Origin of the sequence: Mesorhizobium sp. M0207, assembly GCF_040321995.1 — a bacterium.
Classification (GTDB): Bacteria; Pseudomonadota; Alphaproteobacteria; order Rhizobiales; family Rhizobiaceae; genus Mesorhizobium.
On record NZ_JAMYSQ010000012.1, the window covers coordinates 140,104 to 161,898 of the forward strand.

At 62.6% G+C, this 21,795-nt stretch carries 25 protein-coding genes and 1 tRNA gene; 17 read left to right on the top strand and 9 right to left on the bottom strand.

Annotated features, from left to right (window positions below; genetic code table 11):
• Positions 1-40 precede the first annotated feature (40 nt).
• Positions 41-1,534 carry a glycerol kinase GlpK gene (gene glpK, locus NKJ15_RS17855; RefSeq protein ID WP_352816499.1) on the top strand — a complete coding sequence of 498 codons (1,494 nt, stop codon included), beginning with the start codon at positions 41-43 and terminating at the stop codon, positions 1,532-1,534.
• An 86-nt stretch (positions 1,535-1,620) separates the two neighbouring features.
• Here glpK and NKJ15_RS17860 read toward each other — a convergent pair whose 3' ends face one another.
• Positions 1,621-2,094: a BA14K family protein gene (locus NKJ15_RS17860; RefSeq protein WP_352744256.1), complete on the bottom strand. Its 474-nt coding sequence runs from the start codon at positions 2,092-2,094 to the stop codon at positions 1,621-1,623.
• Positions 2,095-2,402: 308 nt separating this feature from the next.
• On the opposite strand from NKJ15_RS17860, the gene NKJ15_RS17865 reads away from it, so the two are divergent.
• A tRNA-Lys gene (locus NKJ15_RS17865) sits at positions 2,403-2,478 on the top strand.
• 89 nt (positions 2,479-2,567) lie between these two features.
• On the opposite strand, the gene NKJ15_RS17870 is transcribed toward NKJ15_RS17865, so the two are convergent.
• Genes NKJ15_RS17870 through NKJ15_RS17890 form a run of 5 tightly spaced genes read right to left on the bottom strand, consistent with a single transcriptional unit; the run spans position 2,568 to position 7,025 of the window.
• On the bottom strand, positions 2,568-2,963 hold the full coding sequence (locus NKJ15_RS17870; protein WP_352682962.1) for a hypothetical protein: 396 nt from the start codon (positions 2,961-2,963) through the stop codon (positions 2,568-2,570).
• Positions 2,964-3,009: 46 nt separating this feature from the next.
• Complete coding sequence (gene dprA, locus NKJ15_RS17875) at positions 3,010-4,134, bottom strand: DNA-processing protein DprA (RefSeq protein WP_352682843.1); 1,125 nt, start codon at positions 4,132-4,134, stop codon at positions 3,010-3,012.
• On the bottom strand, positions 4,131-4,718 hold the full coding sequence (plsY, locus tag NKJ15_RS17880) for a glycerol-3-phosphate 1-O-acyltransferase PlsY (protein WP_352471677.1): 588 nt from the start codon (positions 4,716-4,718) through the stop codon (positions 4,131-4,133). Before plsY ends, dprA begins: the two co-directional genes overlap by 4 nt.
• A 58-nt stretch (positions 4,719-4,776) precedes the next feature.
• Positions 4,777-6,063: a dihydroorotase gene (locus tag NKJ15_RS17885; protein ID WP_352816503.1), complete on the bottom strand. Its 1,287-nt coding sequence runs from the start codon at positions 6,061-6,063 to the stop codon at positions 4,777-4,779.
• Complete coding sequence (locus NKJ15_RS17890) at positions 6,063-7,025, bottom strand: aspartate carbamoyltransferase catalytic subunit (RefSeq protein WP_352502370.1); 963 nt, start codon at positions 7,023-7,025, stop codon at positions 6,063-6,065. Before NKJ15_RS17890 ends, NKJ15_RS17885 begins: the two co-directional genes overlap by 1 nt.
• A 155-nt stretch (positions 7,026-7,180) precedes the next feature.
• On the opposite strand from NKJ15_RS17890, the gene NKJ15_RS17895 reads away from it, so the two are divergent.
• The 3 genes from NKJ15_RS17895 to NKJ15_RS17905 all read left to right on the top strand — a co-directional run bounded on the left by NKJ15_RS17895 (position 7,181) and on the right by NKJ15_RS17905 (position 9,834).
• Positions 7,181-8,809 (top strand): DNA alkylation response protein, encoded by a 1,629-nt coding sequence (locus NKJ15_RS17895; protein ID WP_352816506.1) that lies wholly within the window; start codon positions 7,181-7,183, stop codon positions 8,807-8,809.
• 159 nt (positions 8,810-8,968) lie between these two features.
• The gene (locus tag NKJ15_RS17900; protein WP_352816509.1) at positions 8,969-9,523 is read left to right on the top strand and encodes a hypothetical protein; all 555 of its coding nucleotides are present in this window, start codon (positions 8,969-8,971) and stop codon (positions 9,521-9,523) included.
• The gene (locus tag NKJ15_RS17905) at positions 9,523-9,834 is read left to right on the top strand and encodes a DUF6105 family protein (RefSeq protein ID WP_352816511.1); all 312 of its coding nucleotides are present in this window, start codon (positions 9,523-9,525) and stop codon (positions 9,832-9,834) included. The genes NKJ15_RS17900 and NKJ15_RS17905 overlap by 1 nt, the downstream gene beginning before the upstream one ends.
• On the opposite strand, the gene ruvX is transcribed toward NKJ15_RS17905, so the two are convergent.
• Positions 9,801-10,286 (bottom strand): Holliday junction resolvase RuvX, encoded by a 486-nt coding sequence (ruvX, locus tag NKJ15_RS17910; protein WP_352471671.1) that lies wholly within the window; start codon positions 10,284-10,286, stop codon positions 9,801-9,803. The two genes, NKJ15_RS17905 and ruvX, sit on opposite strands and share 34 nt — an antisense overlap.
• A gap of 116 nt (positions 10,287-10,402) precedes the next feature.
• On the opposite strand from ruvX, the gene NKJ15_RS17915 reads away from it, so the two are divergent.
• The 6 genes from NKJ15_RS17915 to NKJ15_RS17940 all read left to right on the top strand — a co-directional run bounded on the left by NKJ15_RS17915 (position 10,403) and on the right by NKJ15_RS17940 (position 14,784).
• Complete coding sequence (locus NKJ15_RS17915; RefSeq protein ID WP_352816514.1) at positions 10,403-11,110, top strand: metal-dependent hydrolase; 708 nt, start codon at positions 10,403-10,405, stop codon at positions 11,108-11,110.
• Positions 11,111-11,135: 25 nt separating this feature from the next.
• A complete protein-coding gene (locus tag NKJ15_RS17920) occupies positions 11,136-11,552 on the top strand; it encodes a hypothetical protein (RefSeq protein WP_352471669.1) in 417 nt (138 codons plus the stop codon).
• Between the two features lie 76 nt (positions 11,553-11,628).
• On the top strand, positions 11,629-11,916 hold the full coding sequence (gatC, locus tag NKJ15_RS17925; protein WP_023674910.1) for an Asp-tRNA(Asn)/Glu-tRNA(Gln) amidotransferase subunit GatC: 288 nt from the start codon (positions 11,629-11,631) through the stop codon (positions 11,914-11,916).
• A 7-nt stretch (positions 11,917-11,923) separates the two neighbouring features.
• A complete protein-coding gene (locus tag NKJ15_RS17930) occupies positions 11,924-12,382 on the top strand; it encodes a GNAT family N-acetyltransferase (protein ID WP_352502374.1) in 459 nt (152 codons plus the stop codon).
• Positions 12,382-13,947: an amidase gene (locus NKJ15_RS17935; protein WP_352816517.1), complete on the top strand. Its 1,566-nt coding sequence runs from the start codon at positions 12,382-12,384 to the stop codon at positions 13,945-13,947. Before NKJ15_RS17930 ends, NKJ15_RS17935 begins: the two co-directional genes overlap by 1 nt.
• A gap of 27 nt (positions 13,948-13,974) precedes the next feature.
• Positions 13,975-14,784: a YdcF family protein gene (locus NKJ15_RS17940; protein WP_352816519.1), complete on the top strand. Its 810-nt coding sequence runs from the start codon at positions 13,975-13,977 to the stop codon at positions 14,782-14,784.
• On the opposite strand, the gene NKJ15_RS17945 is transcribed toward NKJ15_RS17940, so the two are convergent.
• A complete protein-coding gene (locus NKJ15_RS17945; protein ID WP_352816522.1) occupies positions 14,721-15,476 on the bottom strand; it encodes a DUF599 domain-containing protein in 756 nt (251 codons plus the stop codon). The two genes, NKJ15_RS17940 and NKJ15_RS17945, sit on opposite strands and share 64 nt — an antisense overlap.
• A 170-nt stretch (positions 15,477-15,646) precedes the next feature.
• Here NKJ15_RS17945 and NKJ15_RS17950 point away from each other — a divergent pair, with 170 nt between their 5' ends.
• The 4 genes from NKJ15_RS17950 (at position 15,647) to NKJ15_RS17965 (ending at position 19,127) form a co-directional block, all read left to right on the top strand.
• Positions 15,647-17,050 (top strand): L-serine ammonia-lyase, encoded by a 1,404-nt coding sequence (locus NKJ15_RS17950; RefSeq protein ID WP_352816524.1) that lies wholly within the window; start codon positions 15,647-15,649, stop codon positions 17,048-17,050.
• Positions 17,051-17,135: 85 nt separating this feature from the next.
• Positions 17,136-17,573, top strand: a complete 438-nt coding sequence (locus tag NKJ15_RS17955) for a DUF1489 family protein (protein ID WP_352466463.1) — start codon at positions 17,136-17,138, stop codon at positions 17,571-17,573.
• A 124-nt stretch (positions 17,574-17,697) separates the two neighbouring features.
• Complete coding sequence (locus NKJ15_RS17960) at positions 17,698-18,429, top strand: vWA domain-containing protein (RefSeq protein WP_352471664.1); 732 nt, start codon at positions 17,698-17,700, stop codon at positions 18,427-18,429.
• Positions 18,429-19,127 carry a DnaJ domain-containing protein gene (locus NKJ15_RS17965; protein WP_352471663.1) on the top strand — a complete coding sequence of 233 codons (699 nt, stop codon included), beginning with the start codon at positions 18,429-18,431 and terminating at the stop codon, positions 19,125-19,127. The genes NKJ15_RS17960 and NKJ15_RS17965 overlap by 1 nt, the downstream gene beginning before the upstream one ends.
• Before the next feature lie 47 nt (positions 19,128-19,174).
• Here the strand turns inward: NKJ15_RS17965 and NKJ15_RS17970 are convergent, their stop codons facing one another.
• Positions 19,175-20,563, bottom strand: a complete 1,389-nt coding sequence (locus NKJ15_RS17970) for an SPOR domain-containing protein (RefSeq protein ID WP_352816527.1) — start codon at positions 20,561-20,563, stop codon at positions 19,175-19,177.
• Between the two features lie 298 nt (positions 20,564-20,861).
• Between NKJ15_RS17970 and NKJ15_RS17975 the strand changes: the two genes are divergently transcribed.
• Complete coding sequence (locus NKJ15_RS17975; RefSeq protein ID WP_352471661.1) at positions 20,862-21,191, top strand: phasin family protein; 330 nt, start codon at positions 20,862-20,864, stop codon at positions 21,189-21,191.
• A gap of 274 nt (positions 21,192-21,465) precedes the next feature.
• Entirely contained in the window at positions 21,466-21,792 is a 327-nt protein-coding gene (clpS, locus tag NKJ15_RS17980) for an ATP-dependent Clp protease adapter ClpS (RefSeq protein ID WP_023717744.1), read from the top strand.
• Positions 21,793-21,795: the final 3 nt, after the last annotated feature.

A 21,795-nucleotide genomic window follows, 5' to 3' on the forward strand; every position in this document is an offset into this window, starting at 1 on the left:
GACATCGCAGCACCTTGAATTCGCTTCGACGGGAGAGAGAATGACCGGATATATCCTTGCAATCGACCAGGGGACGACATCGAGCCGGGCGATCCTGTTCGACGACAAGATGATGGTCGTCGGCAGCGGGCAAAAGGAATTCACCCAATATTATCCGGCCTCCGGCTGGGTCGAGCACGATCCCGAGGAGATATGGGCAAGCGTCGTGGAAACGGTGAAGGCCGCGCTGAAGACAGCCGGCCGCAACGCAGCGGAAGTCGCCGCGATCGGCATCACCAACCAGCGCGAAACGGTCGTCATCTGGGACAAACAGACCGGCAAGCCGATCCACAACGCGATTGTCTGGCAAGATCGTCGCACCGCGCCGCTATGCCAGAAACTGAAGAAGCTGGGGCTGGAGAAGAAATTCACGAAAAAGACCGGCCTGCTGCTCGATCCCTATTTCTCCGGCACCAAGATCGCCTGGATGCTGGACAAGGTGAAGGGCGCAAGAAAACGCGCCGAGAAGGGCGAGCTGCTGGCTGGCACCATCGACAGTTTCCTGATTTGGCGCCTGACTGGCGGCAAGGTCCACGCGACTGACGCCACCAATGCCTCGCGCACACTGGTCTACAACATCGAACAAAACGCTTGGGACGACGAGCTGCTGGCCATTTTCGGCATACCTGCAAGAATGCTGCCGCAGGTGAAAGATTGTGCCGATGATTTTGGAATCACCGACAAAAGCCTGTTTGGTGCAGAGATCAGAATCCTCGGTGTGGCCGGCGACCAGCATGCGGCGGCGATCGGCCAAGCCTGTTTCGAGCCAGGCATGATGAAATCCACCTACGGCACCGGTTGCTTCGCGCTGCTCAACACCGGCAGCGATCTGGTTCGTTCGAAGAACCGGCTTTTGACCACCATCGCCTACAGGCTGAACGGCAAGACCACCTACGCTCTGGAAGGCTCGATCTTTATCGCGGGCGCCGCCGTGCAATGGCTGCGCGACGGCATCAAGGTAATCGGCAAGGCCGAGCATAGCGGCAAATTGGCAGCGGAAGCCGATCCGACGCAGAACGTCTATTTGGTGCCTGCTTTCGTCGGGCTCGGGGCACCGCACTGGGATGCCGGAGCGCGCGGCGCCATCTTCGGGCTGACCCGCAATTCGGGGCCGGCGGAATTTGCCCGCGCGGCACTGGAATCCGTTGCGTTCCAAACACGCGACCTGCTTGACGCCATGCGCAAGGACTGGAAGGCCGCCTCGGCCAAGACCGTGCTCAGGGTCGATGGCGGCATGGTGGCGTCGGACTGGACCATGCAGCGGCTGGCCGACATTCTCGATGCGCCGGTAGACCGGCCGACAATTCTCGAGACGACCGCGCTTGGTGCGGCATGGCTGGCCGGCTCGAAGGCCGGTGTCTGGCCGAAGGCGCGGGAATTCGCTAGGAGTTGGGCGCTCGAGCGCCGGTTCAAGCCGGACATGGATGCTTCGACACGTGCGGCCAAGCTAGCCGGTTGGCGCCACGCTGTGCGCAGGACGCTAAGTACGCAATAGGCAGGGATGCCCCGATGCCCGGGATTCGCACTAATGAAAAAACCCGCGCCGTTTCGGGCGCGGGCTTGCAGCCTCTAATCTGGGACTCAGTAAGGCGACCGGCACTGCCGGCGCGGACCGTAATTGGGCTGGTAAGTGTTGTCAGAAGCGCGATAGCTCCGATAACGGTCATAGCACCACTGCACGTGGGCATCGCCACGATAGACACGATTCTGGTTGACGATCGCGCCGGTAATCAGCGCTCCGGTAGCAAACGCAGCCAGCGGGAACCAGAAGTCGCCGTGACGGCGATAGCCGCGACGATATTCGCGATAGCCGCGATGGCCACGCCAGTACATGCCGTCGTCACGCGCAAAATTGCGACGGAAATCGCGACGCGAGAAATCGCGATTGAAATTCCGGTGCCTCCGCCACGGCTCGTACTGGACGGTCTGGATATTCGAGGTGAGCCCCTGGGCCGGGGGCGCATAGCTGGGCTGAGCGTTGACTGGCACGATCTCCGCGGCAGCGAATGAGATCGAAAGAGTGGTCGCCAGCAGGCCCGACATGATCCTATTCATGGTCTTCTCCTTGAAACGCATGTCCCTTATCGCGGGAAACGGGCAGGCTGCGCAAATTGTTCCGCCAAAAATCCCAAGCTGCTGATCCGCAAAGGTTCTTCCGATTTGCTGCTTGCCTTTGTCGGCATAGAGGGCGAGCTTCGGTCTTGCGCGAGAACGAGGCCGTTCCGTCGACGCCGAAGCGCTCCGCAAGGCATGATGACACTGCAGGACAGTCCGGTTTGCGAGCCGTCTTTTTCCGGTTGACCGGCAGAGGCACTCTCCCTATGTTCCGCGCAATTTCGAGGGCGGCCTTTCTGAGCCCGCGGGAGCGCGTAGCTCAGCCGGTAGAGCAACTGACTTTTAATCAGTAGGTCATGGGTTCGAATCCCATCGCGCTCACCACAATCAAGATGTGTCCAACCCGGAGACATGGGTAACAGATTGTACCTAAGACATGGGTGACAACCTCGTGCCGAACGCATGCAGTGGCTCTAGCCGCCCGCCCCATCGTCCATCATCGTGCCTGTGAGTGCCTCATAGGCTTTGCTGCACAGCTGAGAACCCGGACAATCCTTCACGATAAGCACTGGCGCCACGGTAAGAACCGCTGCGGCAAGGATTTGCAGGCAAAGACCGACGGCGCTTACCTTTCTGCCGAACACGCCGGCCAGGAAAAAGTAGAGACCCTGGGCCATGCAGGCTGCGGTCAGAATGCCCAGAAGCGTGCTGGTCGCTCTTGCGAAGGGCGTTATGTAGCCATCAGGAAAACCCAGCATGCCGAGATCGGCGGACCATTGCAGCGCCAGCATGACGCTCAGCGCTGACCAGACGAGGGCCGTCGTACGAGTGAACAGCGTCTGCTTTGGTTTGTTGCTCGGATCGGCCATCGGGATCACGTCGGGATTGCTTGCCGTGACATGCGCAAGCTCTCGGTCAGATCAGTGAGACGTTGCCGCCGGGATGGCGTTCGAGCCGTCCGGCGAGGTCGAGCTCCAGCAGCACCATGAACACTTGAGCGGGATGCAGGCCGGTGTGGCGGATGATCTCGTCTACCGCCACTGGCGTCGGGCCGAGCGCCTCGGCGACGCGGTCGCGGTCGTCCTCGCGCGGCGGCGGCGTTGCCGAAAAGTCGGGCGGCTCCTCAAGCGGCGATGTCCTTGGGGCCCGGGCGCCGACCAGCGGGGCGATCGCACTGGTGATATCGGCGGCCTCGGTGACAAGGGTTGCGCCGTCCTTGAGCAGGCCATTGGCGCCGGTAGCGCGCGGATCGAGCGGCGAACCGGGAACGGCAAAGACCAGCCGGCCCATCTCGCCGGCAAGCCGGGCGCTGATCAGTGAGCCGGAGCGCTGTGCGGCCTCGACCACCACCAGCCCTAATGCAGCACCCGCGACAAGCCGGTTGCGGCGCGGGAAATCCTGCGCGCGCGGCTGCCAGCCAAACGGCATTTCGGAGATGATGGCGCCGCCGCGCTCGGCAATCTCGTCGCACAGGCCGGCATTTTCGGGCGGATAGGGCAAATCGAGGCCGCCGGCGAGCACGCCGATTGTGCCAGTCGCAAGGCTGCCCTGGTGCGCGGCCGTATCGATGCCGCGCGCCAGGCCGGAGACGATGCCATAGCCGTCGCGGCCGAGATCCGCCGCCAGCATCCGCGCCATCTTGATGCCGGCCAGCGATGCGTTGCGAGCGCCGACGATGGCGACCGCTGGCAAGCGGAACACCGCGCTATTGCCCCTGACCGCGAGCAGCGGCGGCGGATGATCCATGCTTTTCATCAGCGGCGGATAATCCGCTTCGCCGATGCCGACGAAGCGGGCGCCAGCCCGCCGGGCGGTCTCCAGCTCCGCCTCGGTCTCGGCAATGGACGGGATGCGGACGATTTTTTTGGCGCCCCCCGAAATCATCAGCTCGGGCAGCATCGATAGCGCTGCTTCGGCCGAACCGAACCGGTTGATCAGGTCGCGAAAGGAAGCCGGGCCGACATTCGGCGTGCGGATCAGACGAAGCCAGCTCAGCCGCTGCCGGTCGCTGAGGCGCGGCCCAGCGTCGGGCTCGCTCACTCCTTGGCCCCGATCTTACCCTCGGTGCCGGCAAGCAGCCGCGCAATGTTGGCGCGGTGCTTTACGATGACGATTAGGCTCATCGCCGCGAAAAGCCCGGCAATCTGCGGCGTGCTCAGGAAATACAGTGCCATGGGCACCACGACTGCTGCCGTCAGCGCCGCGAGCGAGGAGTAGCGGAACAGGAAAGCCACCGCCAGCCAGACGACGGCGAAGATCAGCGCCGCCTGCCAGGCAAGGCCGATCAGCACGCCAAGGTAAGTGGCGACACCCTTGCCCCCCTTGAAGCCGAGCCAGACCGGAAAGAGATGACCTAAAAACGCGCCGAAGCCGGCCCAAAGTCCGAGCTCGGGCGCAAAGCGGCCTGCGATCAGCACCGCCGCGGTGCCTTTAAGGGCGTCGAGCAGAAGCGTGGCCGCGGCCAAGCTCTTGTTGCCGGTGCGCAGCACATTGGTGGCGCCGATGTTGCCGGAGCCGATGTTGCGCACGTCGCCGAGGCCGGCGGCACGGGTGATCAGCAGGCCAAACGGGATCGAGCCGAGAAGATAGCCGAACACCAATGCCAAGACGGGACTGTAAGCCATTGTTCCCCCGAACTTTCCTTGGCTGAGCGGATTTTAAGCCCTGACGCCTGTTTTCGTCCTAGGCCGAAAACACTGTGCGGCCCGCCACCATCGTTTGCAAGACCTTGCCTTGCAGTCGTGCGCCTTCGAAACAGGTGTTTTTCGAGCGTGAGCGGATGCTGCTCTCGCTGACGACCCATGGCTCGTCCAGATCGACGAGCGAAAGGTCGGCCAATGCCCCCGGTTTCAGCGTGCCGCCGGGCAGGCCGAACAATCTTGCCGGCGCGGTCGACAGTGTCTCGACCAGCCGGAGCAGCGTCACGTCGCCATTGTGATAGAGCCGCAGCGCTGCGCCTAGCAGCGTTTCCAGGCCGATGGCGCCGGCCGCGGCATCGGCAAAGGGAAGGCGCTTGGTGTCGACGTCCTGCGGGTCGTGCGAGGAGACGATGAGATCGATGGTGCCGTCCTTGATCGCTTCGATCATCGCCAGCCGGTCTTCCTCGGCGCGCAGCGGCGGCGTCAGCCGGAAGAAGGTGCGGTACTCGCCGACATCATTCTCGTTGAGCGACAGATTGTGGATCGACACGCCTGATGTGACATTGGCGCCATCGGCTTTCGCGCGTGCTACCGCGCTTGCTGCCATAGCCGTCGAAATCTTGGCAGCGTGATAGGCGCCGCCGGTCAGGCGAGCCAACGCGAGATCGCGCTCCAAGGGGATCGATTCGGCTTCGCGCGGAATGCCGGCAAGGCCAAGCCAGCTTGCGTAAAGGCCTTCGTTCATCACGCCGGCCGAAGCGAGGTCGGCGTCTTGGGTTTCATGCGCGATGACGCCACCGAAATCGCGCGCATAGGTCAGCGCGCGGCGCATCACCAGCGCGCTGGCAATAGAATGCCGGCCATCGGTGAAGGCGACCGCGCCGGCCTCGCGCAGCAGGCCGAATTCGGTCATCTCGCGGCCTTCCAGCCCCTTGGTGATCGCTGCTGCCGGCAAGATGTTGACGATTGCGGTGTCCTTGGCGGTGCGCAGCACGAACTCGACCAGTGCGACATTGTCGATCACCGGGTCGGTGTCGGGCATCATGACGATTGAGGTGACGCCGCCAGCCGCCGCAGCGATGCTCGCCGAAGCAATGGTCTCCCGGTGTTCGCCGCCGGGTTCGCCGATGAAGACACGCGCGTCGATCAATCCGGGGATGATAGTCTTGCCGGCGCAGTCGATGATGGTGGCGCCGTCGGGCGCGCCCTGGTTCAAGGCCGCCCTGCCGGCGGCAACGATTTTACGGCCTTCGACGATGACGGTGCCGACCTCATCGATGCCGCGCGACGGGTCGACGATGTGGGCCCGGCGGAAGACCGTTATGCTCATCAGGCGCGGCCCTCGTGGTTTCGACGGGGGTCGAGCAGCGCTTCCATAACCGCCATGCGCACGGCGACGCCCATCTCAACCTGTTCCTGGATAACGCTTTGCGGGCCGTCGGCGATCTCGGAGGCGATCTCGACGCCGCGGTTCATCGGGCCGGGATGCATGACCAGCGCACCGTCCTTGGCCGCCTTCAGCTTCTCCGCGTCGAGGCCGAAATAGCGGAAATATTCGCGCACCGACGGTACGAAAGCGCCTTCCATGCGTTCGCGCTGTAGGCGCAGCATCATTACCACGTCGGCGTCCTTCAGACCCTCGGCCATGGAACGTGTGACGATGACGCCCATCCTCTCGATGCCGGCGGGCAAAAGCGTCGAAGGGGCGACGACCCTGACCTGGGCACCAAGCGCGTTGAGCAGGATGATGTTGGAGCGGGCCACGCGCGAATGCAGGATGTCGCCGCAGATCGCCACGATCAGCTTCGAGAGCGGACCCTTGACGCGGCGGATGGTCAGTGCGTCGAGCAGCGCCTGGGTAGGGTGCTCATGGGCGCCGTCGCCGGCATTGACCACCGAACAGCCAACTTTTTGGGCAAGAAGTGCTGCCGCGCCGGCCGATTGATGGCGGATGATCAATATGTCGGGACGCATGGCATTCAGCGTCATCGCCGTATCGATCAGCGTCTCGCCCTTTTTCACCGACGAACTCGCTACGGACATATTCATGACGTCGGCGCCGAGCCGTTTGCCGGCCAGCTCGAATGACGATTGCGTACGGGTCGAGGCTTCGTAGAAGAGATTGATCTGGGTGCGGCCGCGCAGCGTCGATGTCTTCTTGTCCGATTGCCGCGAGATGGCAACGGCCCTGTCCGCCCGGTCGAGCAGAAGCTCGATGTCGGCAGGGGAAAGATCGCGGATGCCCAGAAGATGGCGGTGGGGATAAAGCGGCAGGGACGATGCGTCGGTCATCTCAAGTCGCTGCTATAGGGGGGAGGCTCCGCGGCTGCAAGCACCGGCTTGGGATTGGATTGGTTCTCCCCGGTATTTTCGTCGCGCGCCGCTGGCCATAGGCTATAAACCGCCTTGGCTTTGGATTCGCAGCCTTCAGGTGATAAGGACGAAGCGTGACTGACGACGTGACCAACCAGCCGCCGCCGCTGGCCGGCGGCAACGCCTGGCGGGGCGATCCGTTGCTGATCCAGCTTGCCGAGCGCTTTTCCGATCCGGTGCGCAAGGACCTCGACGGGCTTGGCCGTTTCGTTCTGACCCATGAGGCGCAGGAACTGGCCCGTCTTGCCAATGTCGAGATGCCGAAGCTCAGGACCCATGACCGCCAGGGCCGGCGCATCGACCAGGTCGAGTTCCATCCCGCCTATCACGCGCTGATGCGCCGCTCTGTTGCCAACGGGCTGCATTCGTCGGTCTGGGAGAACGGCGATGCCGAGATCGGCCGCCGCCATCAGGTGCGCGCCGCGCGCTTTTACCTCACGGCTGAGCTCGAGACCGGGCATCTCTGCCCGATCACCATGACCAGCGCTTCGCTGGCGGCGCTGATGGCCAGCCCAAAGCTGTTTCGCGAATGGGCGCCCCGGGTGACGACGCGCAAATACGATCAAAGCCAGAAGCCTCCGGTCGAAAAAGCCGGGCTGACACTCGGCATGGGCATGACCGAGAAGCAAGGCGGCACCGATGTCCGTGCCAACGTCACCAGGGCGGAGCGCGCGGGCAGCGGGTTTTATCGCCTGACCGGCCACAAATGGTTCATGTCGGCGCCGATGTCGGATGCCTTCCTGGTGCTCGGACAGGCGCCGGAGGGACTGTCGTGCTTTCTTGTTCCCCGCCTGCTCGGCGACGGATCCGGCAACGGCTTCCGCTTTCAGCGGCTGAAGGACAAGCTCGGCAACCGCTCCAATGCCTCGTCGGAGGTGGAATTCGTCAACGCCATCGGCGAGATGGTCGGCGAGCCGGGCGCGGGCGTGAAGACGATCATGGACATGGTGACCCTGACGCGGCTCGACTGTGCCGTCGCCTCATCGGCGATCATGCGGGCCGGACTGGCCGAGGCCGTCCACCACACGCGCCACCGCAAGGTGTTCGGAACCAATCTGGTCGAGCAGCCGCTGATGCAGCGTGTGCTGGCCGATATGGCGCTCGACGTTGCCGCCGCTACCGCGCTGTCGTTCCGGCTGGCGCGCTCCTTCGACGAGGCGGCCGGCGACCGCGGCGAGGCGGCCTTCGCGCGCGCCATGACGCCGGTCGTCAAATACTGGGTCTGCAAGATTGCGCCGCCGCTGCTCTATGAAGCGATGGAGTGCCTCGGCGGCAACGGCTATGTCGAGGAGGGGCCGCTCGCCCGCTACTATCGCGAAGCTCCGGTCAACGCGATCTGGGAGGGATCCGGCAACGTCATGGCGCTCGACGTACTACGTGTGCTGGGGCGTGCACCCGGCCTGTTCGATGACGTGCTGGCCGGCATCGACCGCGATCTCGGCGCCGGCGGACGCGGCACCGTCGGCGTGCTCAAGGCGGCAATGCAGGTCGCTGCAACCGACGAGGGCTCGGCGCGGCTCTTGACCGAGCAATTGGCATTGTCGGCGGCGGCGGCAGAGCTTCGCAGGCTCGGGGCAGGGCGGATCGCCGACGCCTTCGTCGAAACGCGCCTCGCCGGCCAGTGGCGCAATACCTATGGCATGATCGATTCCCGCCATGATGCGCGCATGATCATCGATACGCTCTACCCGCCGATCAACTAAGGGGCGTCGCCCAATTCGCTGCCGCTCTCGCGAGCCTGTGGATGGCCGTTAACCTTAACGAATGGTTTCCATTGCGGCGGCCGGTGGCAAAGCCCAGTGTTATGGTTAAGGCAAGGATTGTTCAGCTTGAGCGGCTTTGCCCTGCGAAGCAGGAGCGTCATGCGGCATATTCTGAGCTCTTTTCTGGCATTGCATTGGGCGGCCGTTTTCGCCCTGCTGGCGTTCATTTGCATCGACGGGAATCGAGGCGTGGCGACGGCCCTTGGCGTACTGGGCGTTCCCGTCCAGAACACTCGATTTGCCGATCTCGAAAACGCCGTCGTCGTGGCGCCGCTCGCCGTGGCACTGCTTGTCGTCGCGGTGCTGTTCTGCTGGGCCTTTGTTGAAGCACTGACCAGCGACACGACCAACCCGGATCCCGCCGACAGCGTCATGCGAATCGCCTTCATTTCCGCCTTGGGCGTGCTGTCGCTGATCGTCATTGGCGGCGCCGCGCAAGGCATCAATGGGCTGTTCATGATTGTCGCGGTGCAATTGGCGGCACTTCTGGCGTCCTATGTCGCGGTGCTCGCGGAGCGGCGGTCGACCGTTGCCGCGGCAGTTCCAGGGAACGGCGAAATCCGAGCGGCCGCGCATGTCATGGCCAAGGCAGCGGCGCATAATTCCTCGCTTGCACGCATTTCCGGCCGGCTGGATTCGAGGGATGACCGCTGATGCGCACCTTGTTCGCGCTGTGGGCGGCTCCGCTCCTCTTGTTTTGGGGCTGGTTCTTTCTGTCGCTCAACGACATCAATTTCGGCTATGTCATGCTGAGCCGCCAATTACACGATCTCGTCTTCCAGCTCTATGGACAGATGCTCGGCGTTGATCCGGCGCTTATTCCGGGCATGGTGGCGAAAGCTTGCGTGTTCGATGGGCTGCTGCTGACGGCGTTCTGGGCATTTCGCCGCCGCAAGGCGATTGGTGGCTGGATCACGGCGATGCGCAACCGCTATTTCGACCAGGCATCGACGCCGAGCGCCTGAAGCCGGTCGAGAACACCTTGGAGGATAAAAGCGGCCGCCGCAGAATCGATCTTGCCGGCGCGTTTCTTGCGGGAAAAATCCATCTCGATCAGTGTTCGCTCGGCCGCCACCGTCGACAGTCTTTCGTCCCAAAAGACGAACGGCAGATCGGTCAATCCAGCCATGTTGCGGACGAAAGCGCGGGATTTTTGGGCGCGCGGGCCTTCCGAGCCGTCCATGTTGATGGGGAGGCCGATTGCCACGGCGCCGGCATTCTCCTTCTGCAACAGGGCGAGCAGCACTGCGGCATCGAGCGAGAATTTCCTGCGCATGATGACGGGGCGCGGGTGCGCGAACGACAAGCCGCGGTCCGAAACCGCCACGCCGATCGTTTTGTCGCCAAGGTCGAGACCGGCCAGGGTCTTGCCGCCGCCCAGCCGGGCCGGCAACTCCTCGATGGTGATGATGCCCAACGGCTTTTCCTTTGACCGCGACGCCGCACGTCCTATACGCGCAAAGCGTGCGCGGCACTTTAATTTCGCCGTCGGCGTTCTATCCTCTACCGAAGCAAAAATCGAGGAAAGCATTGATGAAACTGACCTGGTACGGACATTCGGCATTCAGAATCGAAATCGAAGGCGCGAAAATCCTCATCGACCCCTATCTGGTCGGCAATCCGTCATGGGCGGGCGGCTGGGAAGGGCCGGCCGAAGGGATCACGCACGTGTTGCTCACCCATGGCCACAGTGACCACATCAGCGGCGCGGTCGAAGCGCTCAAGAAGAGCGGCGCGATGCTGGTCGCCAATTTCGAGATTTGCATGTACCTGGTCGGCAAGGGTGTCGGTGACAAGCAGATCAATCCCGGCAATATCGGCGGCACCGTCGATTGCGGCGGCTTCACCACCACCTTCGTTCAGGCTCTGCATTCATCGTCCTTTCCGGGCGAAGGCGGCCAGAATACCTATCTCGGCAATCCGGGCGGGCTCGTCCTGCACTTCCCCGAGGACAAGACGCTTTATCATATGGGCGACACCGACATTTTTTCCGACATGGCGCTGATCAACGAGTTGCACGAACCGAAGATCGGCATCGTGCCGATCGGCGACCGCTTCACCATGGGTGGCGCGGTAGCAGCCCTTGCCTGCCAGCGTTTCTTCAAGTTCGAGACGGTCGTTCCCGCTCACTTCGGCACATTTCCGATGATCGATCAGACCGCCGACAAATTCGTGGCCGGGCTGGATGGATCGGGTGTGAAAGTTGCGTTGCCGAAGATCGGCGAGACGATTACGCTGTAAAGAAAGCCGGGTCCGGAACGATACGATGCGCTTGAGAAATTCTCTTTGCATTTCAATGCTGGTTGCCGCGTCGCCGACGCTGGCCGCGGAAAATTTCATCGAGGGCGTCTATCTGCAATCGGAGGACCTCTGCGCGCAGGCCAAAAAGGATACGCTGCAGACGGTGATCGAGGGCGGCAATATCGTGCTGTCGGCAAATGGCCTGGAAAGCATCGAATATAATTGTGAATTCCTGCAGATCACCAAAGCGACACGCTCACCGAGCTGGGCGGTGACCGCTATATGCCAGGAGCCGGGCTACGTCTTTCCCGATGTTCTCTCACTGACACAGATGAGCCCGAAGCAAATCGACCTGGTATCGGTTCGGCCTGCCGCCGACGAAGGCGAGCAGAGCGGCAACGGCGGCAGTTATTTCCTCTGCGACGGCGTGGCGATGCCATAGGGCAGTTGAAGGCACGATGCATGTTGCGTGGCACGCGCCGCGCCGCTATAGCGCTGGTTTTCCCCGAGGCACAAACATGTCCGTTGATATAAAAACTGTGAAGCGCGTCGCGCATCTTGCCCGTATTGCGGTGAGCGAGGAGGATGCAGAGCGCATGACCGGCGAATTGAACGCCATTTTGGGCTTTGTCGAGCAGTTGAACGAGGTCGATGTTTCCGGCGTCGAGCCGATGACCTCGGTCACGCCGATGGCAATGAAAAAGCGCCAGGACGTCGTCACCGACGGCGGCAAGGCAGCCGACATCGTCGCCAATGCACCGGCGACCGAAGAAAATTTCTTCCTTGTGCCGAAGGTCGTGGAGTAGCAGGCCGATGGCAATCGACATCGCGGCTGAGACGCCGCTGCAGGACGATGTGCGTGGGCTGATCGAGGAGCTCAACGCCACATTGCTGGAGCTGACGCCGCCAGAGCATTGCTACCACTTGACGGTCGAGCAGATGGCGGACCGCAACACGACCGTCTTCATCGCCCGCGACAACGGCCTTGCCATCGGGTGCGGCGCACTGAAGCGCCACGATGCTGTCGTAGGCGAGGTCAAGCGCATGTATACGCGACCGTCGCATCGCGGCCACAAGATCGGCGCGAAGATTGTCGAGCGTATCGAGGCGCTGGCGCGCCAAGAAGGGCTTAAGCGTCTGGTGCTGGAGACGGGCGACCGTCATCCCGCCGCCTGGACCGTCTACGAACGCGCCGGTTTTTCGCGCTGCGGCCCGGTACTGGATTATCCCGATTCCGAGTGGTCGGTGTTTTACGAAAAGAGCCTTGCCTGATGAGCGACCTTACCCAGCTGACGATTTCGCAGGCCCGCGCCAAATTGCGCTCCAGGGAGATCACAGCCACCGAAATCACCGAGGCTTATCTATCGGCGGTCGAGCGAGCCAATCCGGCGCTCAATGCCTACGTCGTGGTCACCGACGACAAGGCGCGCGACATGGCCAAGACCTCCGACGCGAAACTGGCCAAGGGCGAGGGCAGGTCGCTCGAGGGTATCCCGCTCGGCATCAAGGATCTGTTCGGCACCGAAGGCGTCCACACCCAGGCCTGCAGCTATGTGCTGGACGGCTTCAAGCCGCGCTACGAATCGACGGTCACCGCCAATCTGTGGGCGGATGGTGCCGTCATGCTCGGCAAGCTCAACATGGACGAGTTCGCCATGGGCTCGTCCAATGAGACCTCGCATTACGGGCCGGTCATCAACCCGTGGCGGCGTTCGCGCCTCGACACGGTGGTGATGCCGACGACACATCAGGGCGAGGGCGGCTTCGTTTCGGCGGGCGGCACCAGGACCGCGCGCACGTTGGACAATGCCCAACTGGTGCCGGGCGGTTCGTCCGGAGGCTCGGCATCAGCGGTCTCGGCCTTCCTGTGCGCCGGCGCCACCGCCACCGACACCGGCGGCTCGATCCGCCAGCCCGCCGCCTTCACTGGCACAGTCGGCATCAAGCCGACCTATGGCCGCTGCTCGCGCTGGGGGATCGTAGCTTTCGCCTCTTCGCTCGACCAGGCCGGGCCGATCGCGCGCGACGTCCGCGATGCCGCGATCCTGTTGAAGTCGATGGCTTCGGTCGACCCGAAGGACACGACGTCCGTCGACCTGCCGGTGCCGGACTACGAGGCGGCGATCGGCCGCCCGATCAAAGGCATGAAGGTCGGCATCCCAAAGGAATATCGTGTCGACGACATGCCCGCGGAGATCGAGGCGCTGTGGCAGAAAGGCATTGCCTGGCTGCGGGATGCCGGCGCCGAGATCGTCGATATCTCGCTGCCGCACACAAAATACGCGCTGCCGGCCTATTACATCGTGGCGCCGGCCGAAGCCTCGTCCAACCTCGCCCGTTACGATGGCGTCCGCTATGGCTTGCGCGTGCCCGGCAAGGACATTGTCGACATGTATGAAAAGACCCGCGCCGCCGGCTTCGGGCGGGAGGTCAAGCGCCGCATCATGATCGGCACCTATGTGCTTTCCGCCGGCTACTACGATGCCTACTATCTGCAGGCGCAGAAGGTTCGAACCCTGATCAAGCGTGACTTCGAAAATGTGTTTGCAGCAGGCGTCGACGTCATCCTGACGCCGGCAACACCTTCCGCTGCCTTCGGCATCGCCGACGAGGACATGGCCGCCGACCCGGTCAAGATGTATCTCAATGACATTTTTACGGTGACGGTGAACATGGCCGGCTTGCCCGGTATAGCGGTTCCAGCCGGGCTCGACGCCAAGGGGCTGCCGCTCGGCCTGCAGCTGATCGGCCGGCCTTTCGACGAGGAAACGCTGTTCCAGACCGCCCACGTCATCGAACAGGCGGCCGGCACATTTCAGCCGGAAAAATGGTGGTAGGATCGTTTCTCATCTGAGGGGTGAGGGATGTTCTTCTATGTCTCCAAGGCTCTGTGGCTCTTCGTCCAGCCGCTTAATCTCGCGATCATCCTGCTGCTGGCTGGATTGCTTGCGGCATTGGTCGGGCGCAAGAGGCTGTTTGCCACCGGCAGCGTGCTGGCATTCCTTGTCCTTGCACTCTCGGCGTGGACCTCGCTCGGCGCAGTGATGCTTAATCCGCTCGAGGAGCGTTTCCCCAAGCCACCGCTGCCGGAACGAGTTGACGGAATCGTTGTGCTCGGCGGCGGTATGGAGAGCGCCATCAACTTCGTCCGCGGTGGCTATGAACTCAACGCCAGTGGCGACCGATTGGTCGAGGCAGCCGTGCTGGCACGGCGTTTTCCGACAGCGAGGGTCGTCATTTCAGGTGGCCCCATTGCAATGGTCCGCGAAGACGAGGGCGATGCGGCGACAGCTCCACGCCTGTTCACTGCGCTCGGCGTGACGGCCGATCGGCTGGTCCTTGAGGGCAAATCACGCAACACCTACGAGAATGCGGTCTTCACCAAGCAACTGATCACGCCAAAACCGGGCGAGACCTGGCTGCTGGTGACCTCGGCCTTCCACATGCCGCGCGCCAAGGCGCTGTTCGACAAAGCCGGCTTTCCGACGGTTCCGTGGCCGGTCGACTACCGCACCTCCGGCAAGGAAGGCATCGGCCTGTTCCGCACAGATGCCAACGAAGCACTGCAGACCACAACCATCGCGACCCGTGAATGGATCGGGCTGATTGCCTACTGGCTGTCAGGCCGGATAGACCGGCCTTTTCCGGCGCCGGATGTTGGGCCGGGCGGCTGACCGAGCACTGCTTGTCGCGCCGCGGAGAAAAACTGCCGGCGCACCAGCACCGCCAGGAGCAGCAGCGTCGACAGGACGAACACCGCGGGATCGACGAACCAACCGAGATAGCCGATCGAGAAGAACACGCCGCGCAGGCCCGAATTGAAATGCTTTCCGGCCAACATGTTCATGCGCGCGGCACGCCACACCGCCGTTTCGGTGACCGGATTGCGCGACGCCTCGCCATGCGGAATCGGCACGGCGCCGATCAGGATCGAGCAATAGTTGAACAGCCGGTAAGCCCAGCCGAATTTGAAGAAGGAAAAGGCCAGGATCAGCACCAGCCCGAGCACCTTCGTCTGGAAGGCTGCGCGTGAGGACGTGGCGCCAAACGGCAGGTCGCTCAGCACGGTCAGAACCTGATCGGAGGCGCCGAGCAGGGCAAAACAGCCGCCGATCGCAATCAGCGAACTGGAGGCAAAGAAGGCGGTCCCCTGTTGCAGCCCGCTCATGATGGCGGTGTCGACGATGCGGATCTCGCGTTCGGCCATGGTCCGCATCCAGGCCTCGCGCTGCGTGTTCATAGCCCTCGTCAGCGACATGCGGCTGACCAGCATTCCATCGGCGGCGAGCGTATGCAGCACCCACGCGGCAAGGAAGAACCCCAGCGCCGCAAGGTCGGCCGTCGATAGGTGAAAGGAATCGCTCATGCGTTGCTTTTACCACAGGCGGCAGTAATGCTTCGATGGCCGAAGGTGGAATGTCGCTGCCGGAGCAAACAAGGTCGGCAGGCGCAGCGCCGCAATCTTCAAAACAGCGGAAAACATCATGGGAATTCCTATATGTAGACCTCAACAGGGTCCCAGGAGAAAACGCCCACGTGTTCCTTTCGGTTTTCGACTTGTTCAAGATCGGCATCGGCCCATCGAGTTCGCACACGATGGGGCCGATGACGGCCGCGCGGCGGTTTCTCGACGAGATTGCGGGAGACGACTGGCCGCGCCCGGCCGGCGCCAAGGTCGACCGGATCGCTGCCAGCCTGCATGGCTCGCTCGCCTATACCGGCATCGGCCATGGCTCCGATCGTGCCGTGGTGCTCGGCCTCGCCGGCCAGACGCCGCAGACGGTGGATCCCGACCTAGCAGACGGCATCGTCGCTGGCATCGCCGCCGAGAAGCGGATTTCGCCGCCCGGCCATCCGTCCTACCGTTTCGACCCGGCAACGGATCTTGTGCTGGATCGCAAGACGCCGCTGCCGGGTCACGCCAATGGCATGGCCTTTTCTGCCCATGATGCCGGCGACCGGTTGCTGCTGAGGCGCGTCTACTATTCGATCGGCGGCGGCTTCGTAGTGTCCGAGGAAGAACTGCAGCGGATCAAGGCGAGGGGCTCGGCGACAACCGAAGGCAAGAAGGTTCCGTATCCGTTCAAGAACGCCGTCGAAATGCTGTCCATGGCAGCGAAAAGCGGGCTTTCCATTGCCGAGATGAAGCGCGTCAACGAGGAGACACAGATGTCGCGCGGGGAGCTCGACGCCGGCCTCGACGGCATCTGGAGCGCCATGAAGGGCTGCATCGAGCGCGGCCTGTCGCAAGACGGCATCATGCCGGGCGGACTCAAGGTGCGCCGCCGTGCCCGGATGCTGCACGACAAGCTGCAGGAGCAATGGCAGCAGAACCGGCCTAACCCGCTGCTCGCCAACGACTGGCTGTCGATCTATGCGATGGCGGTCAATGAGGAGAACGCTGCCGGCGGCCGTGTCGTCACCGCGCCAACCAATGGGGCGGCCGGCACTCTGCCCGCAGTGCTGCGCTACTGGTTGCATTTCCATCCCGAAGCCGACCAGCCCAGCATTCGCGATTTCCTGCTGACGGCGGCGGCCGTCGGCGGCATCATCAAAACCAATGCTTCGATCTCGGGGGCGGAAGTCGGCTGCCAAGGCGAGGTCGGTTCGGCTTCGGCAATGGCTGCGGCGGGATTGTGCGCCGTCATGGGCGGCACGCCCGAGCAGGTCGAGAATGCTGCCGAGATCGCGCTGGAACATCATCTCGGCATGACCTGCGATCCGGTCGGCGGCCTGGTGCAGGTGCCGTGTATCGAGCGCAACGCGCTTGGTGCCGTCAAGGCGGTGACCGCCGCTTCGCTGGCCATCAAGGGCGACGGCGTTCATTTCGTGCCGCTCGATGCCGCGATCGAGACGATGCGCCAGACCGGCCTCGACATGAACGAAAAGTACAAAGAAACCAGCCTTGGCGGATTGGCCGTCAATGTCGTGGAGTGCTGAGCGCCAATCTGGCGGCATGGACCACCACTGTGGAGAAGTCGATCAGGCCGTTGACGCGTTCGCGTGCTGGACTAAACCTTAAACGATGTCTCTCAATCTCATAAAGCTTTGCGTCGGCTGTGACAGCGTCGAGGATCTGGAAGAGTGGATTGCCTTCCGTCTCGACGAGCGGCGCCGCGCCGGCGAACCGGCCGAGCACTACCACACCACCCGCATGGTGCCGACGCGTGGCGCCGAGATTACCGACGGCGGCTCGCTCTACTGGGTGATCAAGGGCAATGTCCAATGCCGCCAGCTGATCACCGAAATCCGGCCCTTCACCGATGACGAGGGCATCGGCCGTTGCCATCTGATCCTCGATCCCGAGGTCGTGCGCACTGACTGGCAACCGCGCCGTGCATTCCAGGGGTGGCGCTACCTGAAGCCGGCGGACGCGCCGGCCGATCTCGGCAAGGGCAAAGCCGGGCTGATCGAGATGCCGCCGAAGCTCAGGCGTGAGCTTGCCGATCTCGGCCTGCTCTGACGCCGAGAAACGCAACGCCAAGACCACCAGCCGAAGCGCTGTCCGCAGGTGCCATCATCACAGGTCCTCCAGGTCGCCCCATCTGGGCTTGCAAGCCGGGGAACAACGCCACATCTTGAATGTCATGAGCGACAAGAAGCAGCCCGTGCCTGCAAGGGCCAATCCTGCGCCGGTCGAGTCTCAATCGAGCACCGGCGAGATCGACGCGTTTCTCCGTCAGGCAAGGACGCTCGCTGCATCCGCCACCGGTTCAGGCAGGCTGATCCTGTCCCTCGACGCGACAATGAGCCGCCAGCCGACCTGGGATCTCGCCTGTGCGCTGCAGGCCGAGATGTTCGACGCCGTCGGCAAGGCCGGGGCGCTCAAGGTTCAACTTGTCTATTTTCGCGGCCTTGGCGAGTGCCGCTCATCCGCATTCGTCACCGATACCGCAGCTCTGAAACAGCTGATGACGCGCATCAACTGCCGCAGCGGCCATACCCAGATCGGCAAGGTGCTCGCCCACGCGCTGAAACAGACGGCGGCGGCCAAGGTCAACGCGCTGGTCTATATCGGCGACGCGATGGAAGAAAACATAGATGATCTGGCCGAAAAGGCCGGCAGCCTCGGTCTGCACGGCGTTCCTGTCTTCGTCTTTCAGGAGGGCCATGATGCCGCTGCGGAAAAGGCGTTCAAGGAAATTGCGCGGCTGTCGAAAGGGGCCTGGTTCCGGTTCGATCGGCGGGCTGCCGCGACGTTGGCCGGCCTGCTTTCGTCCGTCGCCGTGTTTGCGACCGGCGGGCTGAAGGCACTGGAGGCCCGGGGCAGGCCGGAGGACCGACTGATGATCGAGCATATGCGGGGCGGCGGAAACTGATGGGCGCGATTATCGCTTTCGTAGCATTGCTTCTGGTGTTTCTCGGCATGCTCACCATCTTCCTGCGCGCCGATCCGGCGAAGCTTGCAGGCGGCATGAGGACGCTTGGACCTGTGCTGCTCGCGCTGGTCGGCGTCGCCGTGCTGCTGGTCGGGCGCGAGGGCATCGGGGGCTTGATCCTGTCGGCTGCGCTCGCCTGGTACGGCTCCATGCGCATGAATCGGCCGGCAGCCAAACTGGCGGCAGGCAAGCGTTCGACAGTTCGTACGGCGGCGCTTGAGATGGAACTCGATCACGATACCGGCGGCCTCGAAGGCCTTGTGCTGGCCGGGCGCCATGAAGGCAAGATGCTTGGCTCGATGGGGCTTGCCGAATTGCAGCAACTCTATCGCGAACTCTCCGGCGATCCGGAGAGCCGCCAATTGCTAGAGACGTATCTTGACGGCAGATTTCCCATCTGGCGCAAAGACGCTGATGCGAATGGTGGCGAAGGGCTGGGTGTTGCGCCAGGTTCTGGCGCCATGACTAAGGAGGAGGCCTACAAGATCCTTGGTCTTGAAGCGGGGGCTGCCGCGGCGGATGTCCGCAAGGCGCACCGCCGCCTGATGCAGCGCCTGCACCCCGATATCGGTGGCACGTCTTTCCTGGCGGCGCGGATCAATGAAGCCAAGGACGTCTTGCTCTCCAATCACAACTAGTCTCCTTCGACGCAGAACTTCGGGAAAGATATCGTTTCGCGCGCCGCTTACTGATGGACGGCGTAGCACTCGATCTTCTTCTTTTTCAAAGCGTTGCAGGCCTTCCAGGCAGCCGTCTTCGAACCGAAACCACCGAACCGGGCGCGGTAGTAGGTGACACCGTCCTTGTCGAAGGCGACGGTGAAACCGGAGGCATCGGTCAGAACGGAGGGCGCCTGCTTCGTCGCCTTGTCGAGGAAAGCCTTCGCTTCGGCCTGTTTTGGCGAAGAGGCGACCTGTATTGCCCAGCCGGATGGCACCGACGCCGTGCTGACCGGATCGACCTCTGCCGCCGGTTCGGCATAGGCTGCGGCGACCCGGGCTGTCGCCACGTCGTCCACCGTCGACACAGCCGCCGTCTTGACCCTCTTGGCCTGAACGACCGGAGCGGTCTCTTCGACGATGGGCGCATTTTCCTCGACAAGAGAGGCAACGGCATCGTCGTCCGGCTTACTGTCCGGTGTCGGCGCGTCATGCTTCGGTAGAAGCACCTTGGCCAAGGCTGAAATCGGATTGCCGCCGCCGGCCTTGGCAATCAGCACGCCGCCGCCGCGCGACGACGCCTGCGGCATGTAGGCATTGATCAACCCGGCCATCTGGCTGTCGCGGCTGCCTCCGGACCTGCCGCCCATGACCACCGCTACGATGCGCCGATCGCCATCCGAGACCGAGGAGACCAGATTGTAACCGGAGGCGCGGGTGTAACCGGTCTTGATGCCGTCGACGCCCTTGATGCGTCCGAGCAGACGATTGTGGCCGTTGATGCGCTGCCGCCCGTAAAGAAAGGAGCGCTGCGAGAAATAGCCGTAGTATTGGGGGAAATGCTCTCTCAGGGCGATGCCGAGCATCGCCATGTCGCGCGCGGTCGTGAACTGGCCGGGATCAGGCAAGCCGTTGGCGTTGCGGAAAACGGTTCCCCTCATGCCCAGCGCCCGCGCCTTGGCGGTCATCATGCGGGCGAAATTGGCTTCGTTGCCGCCGAGCATCTCGCCAAGCGCCGTTGCGGAATCGTTTGCCGATTTGGTCACCATCGACAGGATCGCGGTCTCGACCGTGACCGAGCCGCCCCGCTTGACGCCGAGCTTCGTCGGCGGTTCGGCAGCGGCATTGGCCGAGAACACGACCGGGGAATTCTTGCTGATCCTGCCCTTCGCCAACGCCTCGAACGTCAGATAGAGCGTCATCATCTTGGTAAGCGAAGCCGGATAGCGCCGGCCATCGGCATCCGACGAATAAAGCACCTTGCCGGTCTTGGCATCGATGACGATGGCCGCCGACTTGGCCGCCATGGATGAGGCCGCGTCCGCGACGACGAAGCTCATCGCCATGGCGAGGATCATGATCGTTTTGAGGGGGGACGCGGATTTGGAAACGAAGCCCGACAACGCCTTACGCACTGATAGTTCCTTTGAATTTCCGTTGCCTTGGAGGCGGCAAAGGGTCCTGCCTCACCTCCGGCCACGCTAACGCGGGCAGCGTTACCAATCCGTTTATGGTAACCGCCGCGTTCACCATTTTCTGTGGGATTGAGCTTCTCTTTATTCGAATCTTAGCGATTGCCGGCAGCTCACGATCCGCATTGCAGCGGGAATCTTGACTTTTGTGCACTGCACAATATATTTACACGCATTGCACAACGCGGCCCGGACAAGCCGCGTCTATCGTCCAAGGCAACCGTTCAAGGGAATGCGTGAAATGACCCAGACCTATGAAGATTTCAGCAAATACGGCAAGGAATTTGCGGACACCGGATTGAAGAGCTTCGCCTCGCTGTCCAAGGGGGCGCAGGCTATCGCCGCCGAGGCGGGTGAGTACACCAAGAAAAGCTTCGAAGCCGGTAGCGCCGCTGTCGAGAAGCTCTTTTCCGCCAAGTCGCTGGACAAGGCGATCGATATCCAGTCCGACTATGCCAAGCAGTCCTATGAGAGCTTCGTCACCGAGGCCACCAAGCTTGGCGATCTCTATGCCGAACTCGCCAAGGAAGCTTACAAGCCGTTCGAATCGATCGTCGCCAAGGCGAAGTAAATTCGACGAACATTCCGAGCCGGCCCTTGGGCTTGCAAAGACAGACCCGGTCGCAAACGCGCGGCCGGGTTTTTTCATGCCGGCTCGAAATCGGGGGCCTGCGGTCTTCACGATTTGAAAAATCGGTCAAGTTTGGCCACCTAGCCATATTGTCAGCTAAACAGAAGGGCTTAAAATCGTCCATCGAACACCTACATGTCGAGCATGCATGAGGATTCGAAAGAGGCAGGACTACGTGACTATAGGTTTGACTGCCACGAGCTACGTGGTGCGAATGCAGAACGGCAGCAACGGCAATGAGGCCGGTCGCGGCACGGCCGTCATCACGCGCACAAAAACCAAGACCAAGAAGCCCAGTCTGTATCGGGTCCTCATTCTTAACGACGACTACACACCCATGGAATTCGTGGTCCACGTGCTGGAGCGCTTTTTCCAGAAGGACCGCGAAGCCGCCACACGCATAATGCTTCATGTTCACAATCATGGGGTGGGCGAGTGCGGGGTCTATACATTCGAGGTGGCCGAGACCAAAGTGTCTCAGGTCATGGATTTCGCCCGACAGAATCAGCATCCGCTGCAATGCGTGATGGAGAAGAAGTGAGGT